The organism is Streptomyces sp. enrichment culture (assembly GCF_964272855.1).
Lineage (GTDB): Bacteria > Actinomycetota > Actinomycetes > Streptomycetales > Streptomycetaceae > Streptomyces.
In genome coordinates this window covers 1,737,517-1,754,682 of the sequence record NZ_OZ186847.1, presented here as the reverse complement: position 1 = coordinate 1,754,682, position 17,166 = coordinate 1,737,517, and the positions used below count along the sequence as shown (strand labels likewise).

The following is a 17,166-nucleotide window of genomic DNA, read 5'->3' as shown; positions in this document are numbered from 1 at the left end:
GAGGCGGGGCTCAGCCGCCGAGCCGGGCGCTCAGCCAGTCCTGGTAGCGGGTGGGTGCCAGGCGGGCGTCGGGGCCGGCGACGAGGACGTCGCCCCGGACGGCGGCGAACATGCCGGCCTGGTCGTCGGTGACGACGGCGCGGCCGTCACCGCGGGCGGCCAGGGTGATCCGGCCGATCTCGTCCAGCGGGAGGACGTCGGGTCCGGCGACCTCGACGATGCCGTTGCGGGGCGCCGCGCCGGCCACGTCGGCGAGGGCCTCGACCACGTCGGCGGACGCGATCGGCTGCACCGGGGTGGCGGGCAGGCGGACGGTGTCGGCGTCGGAGGTCCAGGACAGCACGGCGTCCATGAACTCGAAGAACTGGGTGGCACGCACGATCGAGTACGGGGTCGGCCCCTTGCGCAGCAGCTCCTCCTGGAGCGTCTTCGCGCGGTAGTAGTCCAGCTCGGGGACCTGGTCCACGCCGACGATCGACAGGACGACCTGGTGGCTCACTCCGGCGCGCTCGCCCGCGGCCAGCAGGTTGTCCATGCTGGTGCGGAAGAACGCGGGGGACCGCTCGTCGAAGGTCGGCGAGTTGGTGACGTTGACGACCGTGTGGGCGTCGGCGAGCGCCTCGTCGAGTCCGGCGCCGGTGAGCAGGTCGACTCCCGAGGACAGCGACGCGGAGACCACGTCGTGGCCCGCGTCCTCCAGCCGGGAGACGAGCTGGGAGCCGATGAGGCCGGTGCCGCCGATGACGGTGATCTTCATGGTGGGGCCTTCCCTTCGCGCACCCGGGGTCGGTCACCTCGGAGCGCAAACTCGGATACCTGATGTCCGAGATAATACTCGGATATTCTGTATCCGGGTCAACCGGGGAGGCGGCGGAATGAAACTGTCGGGTGGCGTGGAGTGGGCGCTGCACTGCTGTGTGGTCCTGACGGCGGCGAGCGAACCGGTGCCGGCCGCCCGGCTGGCCCAGTTGCACGACGTGTCGCCGAGCTATCTGGCCAAGCAGATGCAGGCGCTGTCACGGGCGGGGCTGGTGCGGTCCGTGCAGGGCAAGACCGGCGGATACGTGCTGACCAGGAAGGCGAGCGACATCACGCTGCTGGACGTGGTCCAGGCCGTCGACGGGGCCGCTCCGGCGTTCGTCTGCACCGAGATCCGTCAGCGCGGCCCCCTCGCCACACCGCCGGAGAAGTGCGTGAAGCCGTGCCCCATCGCCCGCGCGATGGGAGCCGCGGACGCCGCGTGGCGGGCCTCGCTCGCCGGCGTCACCATCGCCGATCTCGTCACCTCGGTGGAGACCGACAGCGGACCGGACGCGCTGCCGGGCATCGGCACCTGGCTCACCGGGGGCTGACGCTCCCCGGCGGCCGGTCAGGGGCGGTGGAGATGGACGGGGAGGGTCTGGTGGCCGTTGCTGATGAGGGAGTGCACCGGCCGCAGCTCGGCGGCGGGCACGGCGAGCCGGATGTGCGGGAAACGGTCGAAGAGGCGTTCCAGGACCGTGGCGACCTCCAGCCGGGCCAGGGGTGCGCCGAGGCAGTAGTGGATGCCGTGCCCGAAGGCCAGGTGGTCCTGGTCCGGGCGGGCGGCGTCGAAGGTGTCGGGGTCGTGGTGCCAGTCGGGGTGGCGGTTGGCGGCGGCGTAGGAGGCGAGGATCGCTTCGCCGCGGGCGATGGTCCGCCCGTCGGGCAGGGCGATGTCGTTGACGGCGTAGCGCAGGGGCAGGTGCTTGACGGCCGGCTCGTGACGGAGGGTCTCCTCGACGACGTCCTGCCAGCCGACGGCCCCGGTGCGGACCAGCTCCAGCTGGTCGGGGCGGGTCAGCAGGGTGTGGATGCTCTGGTCGATGACGTTGACGGTGGTCTCGTAACCGGCGCTGATCATGAGCAGCAGCGTGTCGCGCAGTTCCTGCCCGGTCAGGCTGGCCCCGTCGGTCTCGTGGTCCCGCGCGGCGATCAGCAGGGACGTCATGTCGTCACCGGGCGCGCGGCGCTTGTCGGCGACGAGCCGGTCCAGCTGCACGTACAGAGCGGTGGTGTTGGCCTGCGCCTCGGCCGGGGTGAGGGTGGTGTCGAAGACGCCGTCGACGACGCCGCGGAAGGCCTCGCGCCGGCTCTCGGGCACCCCCATCAGGTGGCCGATCACCGCGATGGGCAGCGGATACGCCAGGTGCGCCCGCAGGTCCACCGGTTCCCGCGGGGGCAGCGCGGCCAGCTCGTCGAGCAGCGCGGTCACCATGGAGTCGACGGCGTCCTTCATGGCGGCGATGCGCCGGGCGCTGAAGGCGGGGGCGATCATGCGGCGCAGACGGCGGTGGTCGGGGCCGTAGGCGGTGAACATGTTCTCCACCGCGATCCACAGCGCGAGCGGCCAGCGGGTGACGGTCTCGGCGAAGGCGGGCCAGTGCGCGCGACCGTCCTTGGACACGTCGGGGCTGGTCAGCAGGCGCTTGAGGAGGACGGGGTCGGTGACGGCCCACGCCTGGACGCCCAGGATGTCGACCCGTGCCGCGGGCCCCTGGGCGCGCAGGGCCCGATGCTCGGCGTGACGGTCGGACCCGGCGGGGTCGAGGACGATGATCGGCTGCTCGGACACGAACGCGGACTCCTCGGTGTGTGTGGTCGGAAGCGCGCTCGGTACACGGAACGCGGTGGGCCAGGCGTACCCGCGGGCCCATGCTTCGTCGGGGCGCCCGACGAGGACAAGGCGTCAACCAGCCATAGCGAGGACGGCGCTCCTCGCCGACGATCACCCCCGGTTACTATGCTCACTTCGTGTGCCGGAGGCCGGAGGCAACAGCCGGACGGCCGTCGACGGGACTGCTGGGTGAGGCGGGTGGCTTGAGGACATGCTGAGAGAGGTCACCGCAACCCGTTACGTCGCGCCCCTGCACTCCGGCGGCTCCGTCCCCGGAATCGTCGAGGCCGACGACCAGGGCTCCTACGTCGTGAAGTTCACCGGCTCGGCGCAGGGCCGCAAGGCGCTGGTCGCCGAGGTGATCGTGGGTGAGCTGGCGCGCGCCCTGGGGCTGCGCTTCCCCGAGCTGGTCCTGGTCCGCTTCGATCCGGCGATCGCCGCGCACGAACCGCACCAGGAGGTCCGCGAGCTGCACGCGGCCAGCGCGGGCGTCAACCTCGGCATGGACTATCTGCCGGGTGCCCGCGACTTCACGCCGGAGCTGGCGGAGGTCTTCGACGTCGATCCGCTGGAGGCGGGGCGGATCGTCTGGCTGGACGCGCTGACGGCGAACGTCGACCGCACGGTCCACAGCTCCAACCTGATGGTCTGGCCGACGCTCGGGGTGGCGCCGCCGCACCTGTGGCTGATCGACCACGGTGCCGCGCTCGTCTTCCACCACCGCTGGGGCACCACCGACCCGACGAAGGCGTACGACTTCCGGCACCACGCCCTCGGCCAGTACGGGCCGGACGTCCGCGCGGCCGACGCCGAGCTGCGGCCCAAGGTGACCGGGGAGCTGCTGCGGGCCGTCACGGACGAGGTGCCGGACGCCTGGCTGGCCGACGAGCCCGGTTTCGGCGGCCCCGAAGAAGTGCGCGAGGCCTACGTGGCGTACCTGCACGCGCGCGTGCGGTCCTGCGACGCCTGGCTGCCCACCGACTTCCCGAGCCGCGAGCAGCTGGCGGAGGAGAACGCGCGCCGCGCGGCGCGGACGGAACAGGGCCGCCCGGACTGGCTGAAGCGGGTGCCCGACCTGCACGGCAAGCCGGCGGCGGAACAGGATTGGTCGGTGCACCTGGGATGAGCGGCGGGACGAGCGACGTACGGCGCGTGGAGATCGAGTACTGCACCCAGTGCCGCTGGCTGCCCCGCGCGGCCTGGCTGGCGCAGGAACTGCTGACGACCTTCGAGGCCGAGCTGACCGAGCTGGCCCTCAGGCCGGGCACGGGCGGGGTGTTCGTCGTCCGGGTGGACGACGAGGTGGTCTGGGACCGCCGCGAGCAGGGCTTCCCCGAGCCGACGGCGGTGAAGCGGGCCGTACGCGACCGAGTGGCCCCGGGGAAACCCCTGGGCCACTCGGAGAAACCCGCGTGAGGCTCAGCCGTTGAGCTGCTCGTACGCCGGCAGCGTCAGGAAGTCGGCGTAGTCCTCGTCGAGGGCGACCGTCAGCAGCAGGTCGTGGGCCTGCTGCCAGTGGCCCGCGGCGAACGCCTCCTCGCCGATCTCCGCGCGGATGTTCGCCAGCTCCTCGGCGGCGACCTTGCGGGCCAGGTCGGCGGTGACCTGCTCGCCGTTGTCGAGGACGACCTCGGCGTTGATCCACTGCCAGATCTGCGAGCGGGAGATCTCCGCGGTGGCGGCGTCCTCCATCAGGTTGAAGATCGCGACCGCGCCGAGCCCGCGCAGCCAGGCCTCGATGTACCGCACGCCGACCTGCACGGCGTTGACCAGACCCGCGTACGTCGGCTTGGCCTCGAGGGAGTCGACGGCGATCAGGTCGGCCGCCTCCACGTGCACGTCCTCACGCAGCCGGTCCTTCTGGTTGGGCTTGTCGCCGAGGACCTTGTCGAAGGACTCCATGGCGATCGGCACCAGGTCGGGGTGGGCGACCCAGGAGCCGTCGAAGCCGTCGGCCGCCTCGCGGTCCTTGTCGGCGCGGACCTTCTCGAAGGCGACCTTGTTGACCTCGGCGTCGCGGCGGGACGGGATGAACGCCGCCATGCCGCCGATGGCGTGCGCGCCGCGCTTGTGGCAGGTGCGGACCAGGAGTTCGGTGTACGCCCGCATGAACGGGGCGGTCATCGTGACCGCGTTGCGGTCCGGCAGGACGAACTTCTCGCCGCCGTCCCGGAAGTTCTTCACGATGGAGAAGAGGTAGTCCCAGCGGCCGGCGTTCAGCCCGGAGGCGTGGTCGCGCAGCTCGTAGAGGATCTCCTCCATCTCGTACGCCGCCGTGATCGTCTCGATCAGCACGGTCGCGCGGACGGTGCCCTGCGGGATGCCGACGTAGTCCTGGGCGAAGACGAACACGTCGTTCCAGAGGCGGGCCTCCAGGTGCGACTCGGTCTTCGGGAGGTAGAAGTACGGGCCCTTGCCGAGGTCGAGCAGGCGCTGGGCGTTGTGGAAGAAGTACAGGCCGAAGTCGACGAAGGCGCCGGGGACCTGCCGCCCGTCCACGACCAGGTGACGCTCGTTCAGGTGCCAGCCGCGCGGGCGCATGACGACGGTCGCCAGCTCCTCGTTCGGCCGCAGGGCGTACGACTTGCCGGTGCGCTCGTCGGTGAAGTCGATATTGCGGGTGTAGGCGTCGATCAGGTTGAGCTGGCCGAGGACCACGTTCTCCCAGGTGGGCGCGGAGGCGTCCTCGAAGTCGGCGAGCCACACCTTCGCGCCCGAGTTGAGGGCGTTGATGGTCATCTTGCGGTCGGTGGGGCCGGTGATCTCGACGCGGCGGTCGTTCAGCGCGGCCGGAGCGGGGGCCACCGTCCAGGAGTCGTCCGCGCGGATGGCGGCCGTCTCCGGCAGGAAGTCGAGCGTGGAGGTGCGGGCGATCTCGGCGCGGCGCTCGGCCCGGCGGGCGAGGAGTTCGTCGCGGCGCGGCGTGAACCGCCGGTGCAGCTCGGCCACGAAGGCGAGCGCCGCGTCGGTGAGGACCTCCTCCTGCCGGGGCAGGGGCTCGGCGTCGACGATGGCCAGCGGGGACGGCGCTGGTGCGGACATGAGCTGTCACTTCCTTCAGCGGTGGCACCGGGTGCCAAGGGGCACGAATGGGGAAAATCGCACCCGCTGTGCGGTCGGGTGCTTCTGGTCAGTGGATATTAGTTTCCTCATTGTGGAACTTCAATGGTTTGTTGATGTCGAGATTCTCTGAGTCGAGGCAAGGTGTCGCTGGGTGCCACCCCGCTCACTCAAGGTGGACCAGGTCGGCCTCGGTGTCGATGTCATAGGCCCGGGCGACGTCGCCGCACTCCACCAGGCGGATCTCGGCCGCGTGTTCCCGCAGGTAGCCGCGGGCGCCCTGGTCCCCCGTCGCCGCCTCCGCGATGCCCGCCCAGTGCGCCGCGCCGAACAGCACAGGGTGTCCGCGTACCCCGGCGTACGCCGCCGAGACCAGGGAGTGATCGTCCTCGTACGCCGCGAGCACCCGGGCCACCGCCTCCGGTCCGATGCCGGGCTGGTCCACCAGCGACACCAGCGCCGCGCGGGCCGGCGTCCCGGCCAGCGAGGCGAGCCCGGCCCGCAGCGAGGTGCCCATGCCCCGCTCCCACTCAGGGTTCTCCACGAGTACGCATCCGGGCAGCTCGGCCCGTTCCCGTACGGCGTCGGCGCGCGCCCCCAGCACCACGTGGACGCGGGTGCAGCCGGCCGCCCGCAGCACCCCCAGCGCGTGTTCGATCAGCGGCCGTCCCCGGTGTTCCAGCAGGGCCTTGGGGCGTCCGCCGAGCCGGCGTCCGCCGCCCGCCGCGAGCAGTACCCCGGCGATCCGGTCCTCGGTGTCAGTCATGGCTCCTGCATACCGGACGCTCCCGCATACCGGACAAGGGCTCGACCGGGTCGTCCTCGCGGACTGAATTTCTCTCCTCGTGGTGGCGCTCGCGGACCCGGTGGCGTTTACTGACCGGCACATCCCCGGCGCCCGATTCGTGCGGGGGGCGCACAGGGGGAGTGAACGGTACGGGCACAAGGGTGTGCCAGGGGGGAGAGCTGTGTTGCGGAGCTTGGGGCAGAGGCCAGTGACCGGCAGCGGCGAGGACCCGAGAGTGGCGGAACTGCGGAGCGCGGTGTCCCGGCTGCGCCGTCAGCTCGCCGCCCACCCCGCCGAGTTCCCGGACCGGGCGGTCGCCGAGGACGAACTCGCGGCGCTCGCCGCGATGACCGTCGTCGGGACCCCCGAGATCCCCCGGTTACGGCGTTCGCTGCTGCTGATCGCCGGTGCGATCGGGTCGGTCAGCGCGCTGTCGCGGTCGCTGGCCGACGTACGCCACGCGGTGGAGTTGTTCGGGCCGCCGCCGCGGAACTGATCCGGGTCGATGCGAGAACAGCCCCTGGCCTTCCCGGCCAGGTGCTGTTCGGCTGTTTCGGTGCGGTCCCGGAGGGGGTCAGGCGCCGCCGGTGGAGCTCGCCAGGGCCTCCGACAGCTCCCGCGCGACCTGCTGGAGCACCGGCACGATCCGCTCGGTCGCCGCCTCGGTGACCCGGCCGGCCGGGCCCGAGATGGAGATCGCGGCGGTGGTGGGGGAGTCGGGCACCGACACCGCGAGGCAGCGGACCCCGATCTCCTGCTCGTTGTCGTCGACCGCGTACCCGAGCTCGCGCACGTCGTCGAGGGCCGCGAGGAAGCCGTCGGCCGTGGTGATGGTCTTGTCGGTGGCCGCGGGCATGCCCGTGCGGGCGAGCAGGGCGCGCACCTCGTCGTCCGGGAAGCTCGCGAGCAGCGCCTTGCCGACGCCGGTGGAGTGCGGCAGGACGCGCCGGCCGACCTCGGTGAACATGCGCATCGAGTGCTTGGAGGGCACCTGGGCCACGTAGACGATCTCGTCGCCGTCGAGCAGGGCCATGTTCGCCGTCTCGCCGGTCTCCTCGACCAGGCGGGCCAGGTAGGGCCGCGCCCAGGTGCCGAGCAGCCGGGAGGCGGACTCGCCGAGGCGGATCAGACGGGGGCCGAGCGCGTACCGGCGGTTGGGCTGCTGGCGCACGTAGCCGCAGGCGACCAGGGTGCGCATCAGCCGGTGGATGGTGGGCAGCGGCAGTCCGCTGCTGGCCGAGAGCTCGCTGAGCCCGACCTCGCCGCCCGCGTCCGCCATCCGTTCCAGCAGATCGAAGGCGCGCTCGAGGGACTGGACACCGCCACCGCCGTTGGCGGACCTGGCGGAGTCGGTGGTGCTGGCGCTGGACGTCGGCACGGCGCGTTCCTTTCGGGACTGGCAGGAGGTCAGAAGCCTACCCGGCGGCCGGTTGACTGCTGGCTTGTGCGTAGCTACGTTCTGCTCGCTGGAATTCTAATTCCGCTTTGTGGAAACATCCAGAGCGACCGTCGAGGGTGCACCGTGGAGAGTGTGCCCCTTGACGGCGGGGGAGCGGGAGTGAAGACTCCGAAGCAGATTCAACAGAGTGTTGAAGTTTGTTTCGTGGTGGTCACGCCCGTTTCGCGGAAGTGACACGGCGGCGAAGAGAGGGGTCCGGGTGTCCGACGCTGAACTGGTGCTGCGCTCGACGCGCGTCATCACGCCCGAGGGAACGCGCGCCGCGACGGTCGCGGTCGCCCAGGGCACCATCACGGCCGTACTGCCGTACGACGCCCCGGTGCCGGACGGCGCCCGCCTGGAGGACCTCGGCGACCACGTCCTCCTCCCCGGCCTCGTCGACACCCACGTGCACGTGAACGACCCCGGCCGCACCGAGTGGGAGGGCTTCTGGACCGCCACCCGCGCGGCGGCCGCCGGCGGCATCACGACCCTCGTCGACATGCCGCTCAACTCTCTCCCGCCGACCACCACGGTCGACCACCTGCGCACCAAGCAGGAGGTCGCGGCGGCCAAGGCGCACATCGACGTCGGCTTCTGGGGCGGCGCCCTGCCCGACAACGTCAAGGACCTGCGCCCGCTGCACGAGGCCGGCGTCTACGGCTTCAAGGCGTTCCTGTCGCCGTCCGGCGTCGAAGAGTTCCCGCACCTCGACCAGGAGCAGCTGGCCCGCTCCCTGGCGGAGATCGCCGGATTCGGCGGCCTGCTGATCGTGCACGCCGAGGACCCGCACCACCTCGACGCGGCCCCGCAGCAGGGCGGCCCCAAGTACGCGCACTTCCTCGCCAGCCGCCCGCGCGACGCCGAGGACACCGCGATCGCCGCGCTCATCGCCCAGGCCAAGCGGCTCCACGCGCGCGTGCACATCCTCCACCTGTCCTCCAGCGACGCGCTGCCGCTGATCGCCGCCGCCCGCGCGGAGGGCGTCCGCGTCACCGTGGAGACCTGCCCGCACTACCTGACACTGACCGCCGAGGAAGTCCCCGACGGCGCCAGCGAGTTCAAGTGCTGCCCGCCCATCCGCGAGGCCGCCAACCAGGACCTGCTGTGGCAGGCGCTCGCCGACGGCGTCATCGACTGCGTGGTCACCGACCACTCCCCGTCCACCGCCGACCTGAAGACCGACGACTTCGCCACCGCGTGGGGAGGCATCTCCGGCCTCCAGCTGAGCCTCGCCGCCGTCTGGACCGAGGCCCGCAAGCGCGGCCACGGCCTGGAGGACGTCGTCCGCTGGATGTCCACGCGGACCTCGGAACTGGTCGGACTGAACCGCAAGGGCGCCATCGAGGCCGGCCGCGACGCCGACTTCGCGGTCCTCGCGCCCGACGAGACCTTCACCGTCGATCCGGCGGCCCTGCAGCACCGCAACCGCGTCACCGCCTACGCCGGCCGCACCCTCAGCGGCGTCGTGAAGTCCACCTGGCTGCGCGGCGAGCGGATCTACGCCGACGGTGAATTCACCGACCCCCGGGGGCACCTGCTCACCCGCACCCCCTGACCGCCGCCCGCCCGCACCCGCGGCGGCCGACTCCCGAAAGGAAGAACTGATCACCGTGACGGCGATACCCAGCTTCACCGGCGACGCGAACCCCTACGGAGGCGGTGACCCGTACGCGGACTACCGCACCGCAGACCTGCCCTTCACCCAGTACGCCAACCTCGCCGACCGGCAGCTCGGCGCCGGTGTCATCGCCGCCAACGACGAGTTCTTCGCCCAGCGGGAGAACCTGCTGGTGCCCGAGCGCGCCGAGTTCGACCCCGAGCACTTCGGCCACAAGGGCAAGGTGATGGACGGCTGGGAGACCCGGCGGCGCCGCGGCGTCTCCGCCGAGCACCCCTGGCCGGCGGCCGAGGACCACGACTGGGCACTGATCCGCCTCGGCGCGCCCGGCGTGATCCGCGGCATCGTCGTCGACACCGCCCACTTCCGCGGCAACTACCCGCAGTCGGTGTCCGTCGAGGGCGCGTCGGTGGCCGGCTCCCCGTCCCCCGAGGAACTGCTGGCCGACGACGTGAAGTGGACGACGCTCGTCCCGCGCACGCCGGTGGGCGGCCACGCGGCGAACGGCTTCGCCGTCTCGGCGGAGCAGCGCTTCACCCACCTCCGCGTCAACCAGCACCCCGACGGCGGCATCGCCCGCCTGCGCGTGTACGGCGAGGTCGTACCCGACCCGAAGTGGCTGGAAGTCCTCGGCACCTTCGACGTCGTCGCGCTGGAGAACGGCGGCCAGGTCGAGGACGCCTCCAACCTCTTCTACTCGCCCGCCACCAACACCATCCAGCCGGGCCGCTCCCGCAAGATGGACGACGGCTGGGAGACCCGTCGCCGCCGCGACCAGGGCAACGACTGGATCCGCTACCAGCTGGTGTCCCAGTCCCAGATCCGCGCGATCGAGATCGACACGGCCTACCTGAAGGGCAACAGCGCGGGCTGGGCCTCGGTGTCCGTCAAGGACGGCGAGGACGGCGACTGGCGGGAGATCCTGCCCCGCACCCGCCTCCAGCCCGACACCAACCACCGCTTCGTGCTGCCGGAGCCCGCGGTCGGCACCCACGCCCGCGTCGACATCTTCCCGGACGGCGGAATCTCCCGGCTGCGCCTGTTCGGCTCCCTGACGGAGGAGGGCGCCCAGCGGCTGGCCGCCCGCCACCAGGAACTGGGCGGCTGACCCACCGCCCACTCACGACCCGCGGGGCGCCCCGGCCGGACAGCACCGGCGCGCCCCGCGTCTCAGCCGCTCCGCGGCCTCAGGCCGCGTGGCCGCCGTCCACCGAGAACTCCGCCCCGGTGACGTACGAGGCGGCGGCCAGGTGGGCCACCATCGCCGCCACCTCGTCGGCGGTGCCGAAGCGGCCCAGGGCGGTCATCGCCGCCTGCCCGGCCGCGTACGGGCCGTCCGCCGGGTTCATGCCGGTGTCGATCGGGCCGGGGTGGACGATGTTCGCCGTGATCCCGCGCGGGCCCAGTTCCCGGGCCAGCGCCTTGGTCAGCCCGGTCAGCGAGGCCTTGCTCATCGCGTAGAGCGTGCCGCCGGGGCCCGGCACCCGCTGGGTCATGCAGGTGCCGATGGTGACGATCCGCCCGCCGTCGGCCATCCGCGCGGCGGCCGCCTGCGAGGCCAGGAACACCCCGCGCACGTTCACCGCCAGCACCCGGTCCACATCGGCGAGCGTGATGCCGTCCAGCGGACCCAGCAGCCCGACGCCCACGTTGTTCACCAGCACGTCGAGACCGCCGAGCGCCGACGCGGCGCGCTCCACCGCACCGGCCGCCTCCTCGGCGTCCGCGGAGTCGGCCCGCAGCGCCACCGCGCGGCGCCCCGTCGCCTCCACGGCCCGTACGACGTCCTCGGCGGCCTCCTTCCCGCTGACGTAGGTGAGGGCGACGTCCGCGCCCTCCCGGGCGAGGCGCAGGACCGTCGCCGCGCCGATGCCGCGGCTGCCGCCGGTCACGAGAGCCACCTTGCCGGAGAGGGGCGCCTCGGGGCTCATGGAATTCACGGTGTTCACGGTGTTCGAGGAGTTCATGCGGCCATTCCAGCCGTTCCCGCCCCCGGAGACCGGCGGTGAACGGACGTCGACCTCGGCCACCGGGAGCCCGCACGCCGGGTCAACCGATGAGTTGCGCCGGTCCGGGGGGTCTGCCCTCATGACAGCAGACCCCGCGCACTCACAGGAAGGGCACTCGTCATGGGCAAGCTCGTCTCCACCGTCTTCGTCAGCCTCGACGGCGTCTACCAGGCCCCCGGCGGCCCCCAGGAGGACACCCGCGACGGTTTCGAGCAGGGCGGCTGGGTCTTCCCGTACGTCGACGACGACTTCGGGCGGTTCGTCGACGACGTCTTCGGACGCGTCGGCGCCTTCCTGCTCGGCCGCCGCACCTACGACATCTTCGCCGCGTACTGGCCGAAGGTGACCGACCCGGACGACCCGATCGCCGGCCCCCTGAACCGGCTGCCGAAGTACGTCCCCTCCAGCACGCTCACCGACCCCGGATGGTCCGGCACCACCGTGCTGCGCGGCGACCTCGCCGAGGAGGTCGGCGCGCTCAAGGAGCGCACCGACGGCGAACTCCAGCTGCACGGCAGCGGCGCGCTGGCACGGTCCCTCCTCGACCTCGGCCTGGTCGACACCCTCCACCTGCTGACCTTCCCGGTCGTCCTCGGCGCCGGCCGCCGCTTCTTCGCCGAAGGGGCCGTCCCGACCGCGTTCCGGCACACCGCCGGCAGCGTCACCGGGGCCGGGGTGTCCATCCAGTCGTACGAGGTGGCGGGGCGGCCCGAGTACGGCACCGTCGGAGACTCCGAGAACGCCTAGATGATCTATTCCAAGGGGTCAGTGGTCGTAGGCGGTCAGTGAGCGTAGGACGGTTTGTCCGGTGGCGTCGTTGTGCCAGATTGTGGCGGTCAGCGCGAGTATGCGTTGCATGACGCGTGCGATGACACCGCCGGGTGTGCGTCCGCGGTGCTGTTCGAGGTCGAGCTCTCCCTTGAACGTTTTAATTGATCGACTCGATGACCTGTCGCAGGGGTTTGAACAACTGGGCTCCTGGCCGCTCGCCCTACTCGGCGAGTTCGTGTTCGAACGCCCATGGAGGAGGTCGCGTTCGGCGGTGAGGAGGTCAAGAAGGGTTTCGCGTTCGTCGGCTTTCGCTCCTGTCAGGGCGAAGGCGATGGGCAGGCCGTGGAGGGTGCACACCAGGTGCAGGCGCAGGCCCCAGAAGAAGCGGCTGTGGCTGGCGCAGTAGCCGTATTGGGCCCATCCGGCCAGGTTGTTCGTCACAAAACGATCTTGGACGCCCTCGTTCCCGTCTCGGCAGGCGCCCCTTGGGATAGATCATCTAGCTCGCACGACGCGTACCGGTCTGCCGCTGACCGAGCGTGCGCGGGACTCACCAGCCACGCTCGCTCGCCGGCTATCTGATCTTGATGATTACCTTTCCGAACGGGCTGGCCGATTCGTAGTACCGGTACGCTGCCACGGCTTCTTCGAACGTGAACACCTGGTCAAGGACCGGTCGGAGCTGATGCGCGGTGATGACGTTGTTCATTGAGGTGAACTGAGCGCGACTGCCGACGGCCAACGCCCGGACCGTAGCGGCGACGCCGAACAGCAGACGAGGGTCGACCGGTGGCCAGTTGCCGGAGACGGACCCCACGAAGGCGATATGTCCGTCGACGGCGACTGACTTCAGCGACTGCTCCAGCGTTCCGGCGGTGTCGACGACGCGGTCGACCCCTCGTCCGGCGGTGAGTTCGCGGGTTGCGGTGTGCCAGTTCGGGATGTCGCGGTAGTTGATGACCTCGTCGGCTCCAAGATCGCGAAGGCGCTGTTCCTTGTCGGCGCGGCCTGTCGTGGCGATTACTCTCGCGCCCAGGAGTTTGGCGAACTGCACCGTGAACAGCGATACGCCGCCGGATCCGGTGGCCAGCACGGTCTGCCCGCGCTGGGTTCCGCGGCCGTCGCCGGTCAGGGCGTTCCATGCCGTGACGGCGGCGCAGGGAAGAGTTGCCGCCTCGGCGTAGGAGAGGTGGTCGGGGATGGGCACGAGGGCGTCCTCGGGGAGGATGGCCAGCTCGGTCAGCATTCCGTCGAGTGAGCCACCCAGTTGCGGCAGGTATGCCGGTTCCAGCGGGCCGTCCAGCCACCGCGGGAACAGTGCGGCGGTGACGCGGTCGCCTGGGCGCACCCGCCGGATATCCGGCCCGACGGCGACGACCTCGCCGGCACCGTCTGAGACCGGTATGACGCCCGGTTTGACGGGCAGCACGTACTGTCCTCGTAGCACCAGAAGTTCGCGGAAGCTGAGCGAGGTGGCGTGGACTGCGACCGCGACCTCCCCCTCCTTGGGTGTGCGCGGTTCGTGCGTGCGCAGCGACAGGCCGTCGATACCGCCGCCGGTGCTGACGTGGTAACTGCGCACCGTCGATGGGAGTATTGCCCTCATTGCGGTCATCCTTCGATGAACTGGTAGTCGCTGACGATGCGGCCGTCGGGGCCGAGCATGAGGATCTCCAGCCCGACGCCGGCGACCTCACCACCGTCCCGGGGCGCCATCTCCCAGTTGAACTTGACGATGTCGTGGAGCCTGTCGGTGTTGCCGCGCGACCGGAAGACGAAGGTGCCTGGCGCGACGAACTCCTCGTAGGCGCGCGTCACTCGGAACTCCAATGCGTGGTGCCCGCGCGCCTCCAAAAGGAGACGGTCGAAGCCCAGCCCTTCAGCGGTCTGCAGGATCTCCTTGGGAGGCTGCAGCACATGGACCGCATCGGCGGACCACAGCTCGCGAATCGCGGCGCGGCGGCGCTCTGCATCGGATTCGTTCCACACGGCAACGTAGCGGTCGGTGAGGTTGTGGATGTCAATGTCGGCCATGGTTGTTCCCCTCGGTTGCGAATGGTCGGCGTGCGGCAACGACCGTGCTGCCGCCCGCCGTCGCGCGGCAATTCCTCGCAGGGAATCGCGGATCGGCAGCCCAACGGGTTACACAAGGGGGGTGATCAGCGAATCGACCAGAGGCGGGCTCGCCGGCGCGTTGCGTGAGTGGCGCACCCGGCGGCGCGTCAGCCAGCTGGAACTGGCCATGCGTGCCGGAACCACGCAGCGGCACGTCAGCTTCATCGAGAGCGGACGGTCGACCCCCGGCCGATCAATGATCATCCGGCTGGCCGAATCCCTGGAGGTGCCGATCCGCGAGCGCAATGAACTGCTCCTTGCGGCCGGATTCGCACCGGTCTACCCGCAGACCCGCCTGGACGACCCCCAACTCGAACCGATTCGCACCGCCCTCGAACGGATCCTGCACGGCCACCTGCCGTACCCGGCGGTGGTCGTCGACCGGCACGGTGACCTCGTCTCGGCCAACGCCGCCTTCCACGCGCTCACCGCCGGTGTGGCCCCGCATCTGCTCGCACCGCCGGTGAGCGTTCCCCGGGTGTTGCTGCATCCGCAGGGCCTCGCGCCACGCATCGTCAACCTCGACGAGTGGGCGTGGCACATCATCGACCGCATCCAGGCCGAAAGCGCGCGCAATCCAGACGACCAACTCCAACGCCTGGCCTCCGAACTCACCAACATGGCACCACCACGTCCGCGCGAGTCACCGCACCACCTCGGCTTCGCCGTACCGCTGCGCCTCCGGGCACATGATCCGGCCGACGGCAGGGAGCTTACGCTCATCACCACGCTCACCCACTTCGGCACCGCTGTCGACGTCACCATCGCCGAACTGCGACTTGAGGCGTTCCTACCGGCTGACCAAGCGACCAGCGCCATGCTGGCCGAACTCCTCAAGCGGTAACCGATCCGCCCGGCACATCCCCGCGCAGCAACCAAACCGCCAACCCGTCATGCGCTCGCTCACCGAATACGACCACTGACCCCTTGGAATTGATCATCTAGAGCCCCGGGAACCCTGAGGACACAAACGCCTGGCCGAAGATCGATCCCACCGGTACGGTGATCGTCCCCGCGCGAGCCACCGCCGTCTCCGCACCATGCCGGAGACGAAAGCCGCAGCCGCCATGTCCTCCTCCTCGATCGCCGTACCCGGCGCCTTCGCGCCGCGCCGCGCCTGGCTCACCGACCTGCCCGTGCTGCTGGTGGCGGTGGTCTGGGGCGCGAGCTATCTCGCCGCCAAGGACATCACCACCGCGCGGACCGTACTCGCGGTCCTGGTGCTGCGGTTCGCCACCGTGCTGCCGGTCCTGGTGGTCGCCGCCCGGCGCGCGCTGCGGGCCCTCACCCCGGCCCAGTGGCGCGGGGCCGGGCTGCTCGGGCTGATTCTCAGCGGGATCTTCCTGCTGGAGACGTACGGAGTCGTGCACACCTCGGCGACGAACGCGGGTCTCATCATCAGCCTCACCATGATCCTCACCCCGCTCGCCGAGGCCGCCGTGACCCGCGTCCGGCCCTCACGCGGGTTTCTCGCGGCGGCCGGGATCTCGGTCCTCGGCGTCGTGCTGCTCACCCAGGGCGGCGGCTTCACGCGGCCCTCGCTCGGCGATCTGCTGATGCTGCTCGCGGCCCTCGCCCGCACCGCGCACGTGCTCGCCATGTCCCGGATGAAGGCCGTCCGGGACGCGTCCGCGCTGCCGCTGACCACCGTCCAGCTGGGCACGTCGGTCGTGGTGTTCGCGCTGCTGTCGGCCGGCGCCGACACCACGCCGTGGGGCACGGCGGCGACGTTCGGCGCGCGCGAGTGGGCGGGGCTGCTGTTCCTGTCCGCGTTCTGCACGCTGTTCGCCTTCTTCGTGCAGATGTGGGCCGTACGGCGGACCTCCCCGTCCCGGGTCAGCCTGCTGCTGGGCACCGAGCCGCTGTGGGCCGCGGCGGCCGGGATCGCGCTGGGCGGGGAGCGGCTGGGAACGGTCGGTCTGGTGGGCGGCGCGCTGGTGCTGGTGGGCACGGCGTGGGGGCGCCGGGCGGCAGGTTAACTCCCTGAAAACTCCCGGGTCTTCACGGGAAATTCTCCGCGACTGTCATTGACATGTCATTGTCTACGCGCGTCATCATGAGGGCATGAGATTCCCCCCACGCGCATCTCGCATCGGCGCCGCAGCCGCCCTGCTGTCCGCCCTCCTCGTCGGCGGCACCGTCTCCGCCGCCCCCGCCGGCGCCGCCGCCCAGTCGGTCGGCAGCATCTGCTACGGCGACCTGCCCTCCCAGGCGTACGACACCCTGCGCCTCATCGAGCAGGGCGGCCCCTACCCCTACACGCAGGACGGCAGCGTCTTCCAGAACCGCGAGGGCATCCTGCCCGGCCAGCCGACCGGCTACTACCACGAGTACACGGTCAAGACCCCGAACGTCTCCACGCGCGGGGCCCGCCGCATCGTCACCGGCGAGGAGTACCAGGAGGACTACTACACCGCCGACCACTACGCGTCCTTCGACCTGATCGACTACGACTGCTGAGCCGGTCCTCGACCGCCGGGTCAGCCCACGACTGCCGAGTCAGTCCGGCTTGCGGCTCTCCGCGACGGCGAACAGCGCCGCCGCCAGCACCAGCAGGGCGATGCTGGCGAAGAGCTCGTGACCGTCGAGGAAGCCGACCCGCTGCACGATCCCCGTCTTCCAGTCGGTGAACTCGTGCACCAGACCCAGCACGCCCTGGAGCAGGGCGAGGAAACCGAGTAGTTCCAGAACCTGTTTCATGGACAGGACTCTCGCCCCGCGGACCCCCCA

19 protein-coding genes and 1 pseudogene are annotated in these 17,166 nt (G+C 71.0%); 10 read left to right on the top strand and 10 right to left on the bottom strand.

The window, feature by feature from the left end; genetic code table 11:
• Positions 1 to 10: 10 nt before the first annotated feature.
• A complete protein-coding gene (locus ACSU6L_RS07570) occupies positions 11 to 757 on the bottom strand; it encodes an SDR family oxidoreductase (protein ID WP_437054804.1) in 747 nt (248 codons plus the stop codon).
• A gap of 118 nt (positions 758 to 875) precedes the next feature.
• On the opposite strand from ACSU6L_RS07570, the gene ACSU6L_RS07565 reads away from it, so the two are divergent.
• Entirely contained in the window at positions 876 to 1,352 is a 477-nt protein-coding gene (locus tag ACSU6L_RS07565; RefSeq protein WP_073939010.1) for an RrF2 family transcriptional regulator, read from the top strand.
• A gap of 17 nt (positions 1,353 to 1,369) precedes the next feature.
• On the opposite strand, the gene ACSU6L_RS07560 is transcribed toward ACSU6L_RS07565, so the two are convergent.
• The gene (locus ACSU6L_RS07560) at positions 1,370 to 2,593 is read right to left on the bottom strand and encodes a cytochrome P450 family protein (RefSeq protein ID WP_437054802.1); all 1,224 of its coding nucleotides are present in this window, start codon (positions 2,591 to 2,593) and stop codon (positions 1,370 to 1,372) included.
• 253 nt (positions 2,594 to 2,846) lie between these two features.
• Here ACSU6L_RS07560 and ACSU6L_RS07555 point away from each other — a divergent pair, with 253 nt between their 5' ends.
• Entirely contained in the window at positions 2,847 to 3,761 is a 915-nt protein-coding gene (locus ACSU6L_RS07555; protein ID WP_073939008.1) for a HipA family kinase, read from the top strand.
• Positions 3,758 to 4,051 carry a SelT/SelW/SelH family protein gene (locus ACSU6L_RS07550; protein WP_437054799.1) on the top strand — a complete coding sequence of 98 codons (294 nt, stop codon included), beginning with the start codon at positions 3,758 to 3,760 and terminating at the stop codon, positions 4,049 to 4,051. The genes ACSU6L_RS07555 and ACSU6L_RS07550 overlap by 4 nt, the downstream gene beginning before the upstream one ends.
• A 3-nt stretch (positions 4,052 to 4,054) precedes the next feature.
• On the opposite strand, the gene aceB is transcribed toward ACSU6L_RS07550, so the two are convergent.
• Complete coding sequence (gene aceB, locus ACSU6L_RS07545) at positions 4,055 to 5,677, bottom strand: malate synthase A (protein ID WP_437054797.1); 1,623 nt, start codon at positions 5,675 to 5,677, stop codon at positions 4,055 to 4,057.
• 184 nt (positions 5,678 to 5,861) lie between these two features.
• Positions 5,862 to 6,461: a nucleotidyltransferase family protein gene (locus ACSU6L_RS07540; protein ID WP_437054795.1), complete on the bottom strand. Its 600-nt coding sequence runs from the start codon at positions 6,459 to 6,461 to the stop codon at positions 5,862 to 5,864.
• A 202-nt stretch (positions 6,462 to 6,663) separates the two neighbouring features.
• Between ACSU6L_RS07540 and ACSU6L_RS07535 the strand changes: the two genes are divergently transcribed.
• Positions 6,664 to 6,978 (top strand): DUF5955 family protein, encoded by a 315-nt coding sequence (locus ACSU6L_RS07535; RefSeq protein WP_073939004.1) that lies wholly within the window; start codon positions 6,664 to 6,666, stop codon positions 6,976 to 6,978.
• A 78-nt stretch (positions 6,979 to 7,056) separates the two neighbouring features.
• Here the strand turns inward: ACSU6L_RS07535 and ACSU6L_RS07530 are convergent, their stop codons facing one another.
• Positions 7,057 to 7,860 (bottom strand): IclR family transcriptional regulator, encoded by an 804-nt coding sequence (locus ACSU6L_RS07530; RefSeq protein WP_437054793.1) that lies wholly within the window; start codon positions 7,858 to 7,860, stop codon positions 7,057 to 7,059.
• Between the two features lie 280 nt (positions 7,861 to 8,140).
• Between ACSU6L_RS07530 and allB the strand changes: the two genes are divergently transcribed.
• A complete protein-coding gene (allB, locus tag ACSU6L_RS07525) occupies positions 8,141 to 9,478 on the top strand; it encodes an allantoinase AllB (RefSeq protein ID WP_437054791.1) in 1,338 nt (445 codons plus the stop codon).
• A gap of 55 nt (positions 9,479 to 9,533) precedes the next feature.
• Positions 9,534 to 10,649: an allantoicase gene (gene alc, locus ACSU6L_RS07520; protein ID WP_437054789.1), complete on the top strand. Its 1,116-nt coding sequence runs from the start codon at positions 9,534 to 9,536 to the stop codon at positions 10,647 to 10,649.
• 79 nt (positions 10,650 to 10,728) lie between these two features.
• Here the strand turns inward: alc and ACSU6L_RS07515 are convergent, their stop codons facing one another.
• Entirely contained in the window at positions 10,729 to 11,472 is a 744-nt protein-coding gene (locus ACSU6L_RS07515) for an SDR family NAD(P)-dependent oxidoreductase (RefSeq protein ID WP_437054787.1), read from the bottom strand.
• 198 nt (positions 11,473 to 11,670) lie between these two features.
• Between ACSU6L_RS07515 and ACSU6L_RS07510 the strand changes: the two genes are divergently transcribed.
• Complete coding sequence (locus ACSU6L_RS07510) at positions 11,671 to 12,297, top strand: dihydrofolate reductase family protein (RefSeq protein WP_437054785.1); 627 nt, start codon at positions 11,671 to 11,673, stop codon at positions 12,295 to 12,297.
• 18 nt (positions 12,298 to 12,315) lie between these two features.
• Here the strand turns inward: ACSU6L_RS07510 and ACSU6L_RS07505 are convergent.
• The 3 genes and pseudogenes from ACSU6L_RS07505 to ACSU6L_RS07495 all read right to left on the bottom strand — a co-directional run.
• Positions 12,316 to 12,756: pseudogene (locus ACSU6L_RS07505) on the bottom strand (IS982 family transposase); the annotation flags it as partial.
• A 139-nt stretch (positions 12,757 to 12,895) separates the two neighbouring features.
• Positions 12,896 to 13,903, bottom strand: coding sequence for a zinc-dependent alcohol dehydrogenase family protein (locus ACSU6L_RS07500; RefSeq protein WP_437054783.1), 1,008 nt, complete (start codon positions 13,901 to 13,903; stop codon positions 12,896 to 12,898).
• 29 nt (positions 13,904 to 13,932) lie between these two features.
• Positions 13,933 to 14,355: a hypothetical protein gene (locus ACSU6L_RS07495; RefSeq protein WP_437054781.1), complete on the bottom strand. Its 423-nt coding sequence runs from the start codon at positions 14,353 to 14,355 to the stop codon at positions 13,933 to 13,935.
• Between the two features lie 121 nt (positions 14,356 to 14,476).
• On the opposite strand from ACSU6L_RS07495, the gene ACSU6L_RS07490 reads away from it, so the two are divergent.
• The 3 genes from ACSU6L_RS07490 (at position 14,477) to ACSU6L_RS07480 (ending at position 16,896) form a co-directional block, all read left to right on the top strand.
• On the top strand, positions 14,477 to 15,280 hold the full coding sequence (locus tag ACSU6L_RS07490) for a helix-turn-helix domain-containing protein (protein WP_437064808.1): 804 nt from the start codon (positions 14,477 to 14,479) through the stop codon (positions 15,278 to 15,280).
• A 196-nt stretch (positions 15,281 to 15,476) separates the two neighbouring features.
• The gene (locus tag ACSU6L_RS07485; protein ID WP_437054779.1) at positions 15,477 to 16,415 is read left to right on the top strand and encodes a DMT family transporter; all 939 of its coding nucleotides are present in this window, start codon (positions 15,477 to 15,479) and stop codon (positions 16,413 to 16,415) included.
• 85 nt (positions 16,416 to 16,500) lie between these two features.
• Positions 16,501 to 16,896, top strand: a complete 396-nt coding sequence (locus ACSU6L_RS07480; RefSeq protein WP_437054777.1) for a ribonuclease domain-containing protein — start codon at positions 16,501 to 16,503, stop codon at positions 16,894 to 16,896.
• A gap of 39 nt (positions 16,897 to 16,935) precedes the next feature.
• Here ACSU6L_RS07480 and ACSU6L_RS07475 read toward each other — a convergent pair whose 3' ends face one another.
• Entirely contained in the window at positions 16,936 to 17,136 is a 201-nt protein-coding gene (locus tag ACSU6L_RS07475) for a hypothetical protein (protein WP_437054775.1), read from the bottom strand.
• Positions 17,137 to 17,166 lie beyond the last annotated feature (30 nt).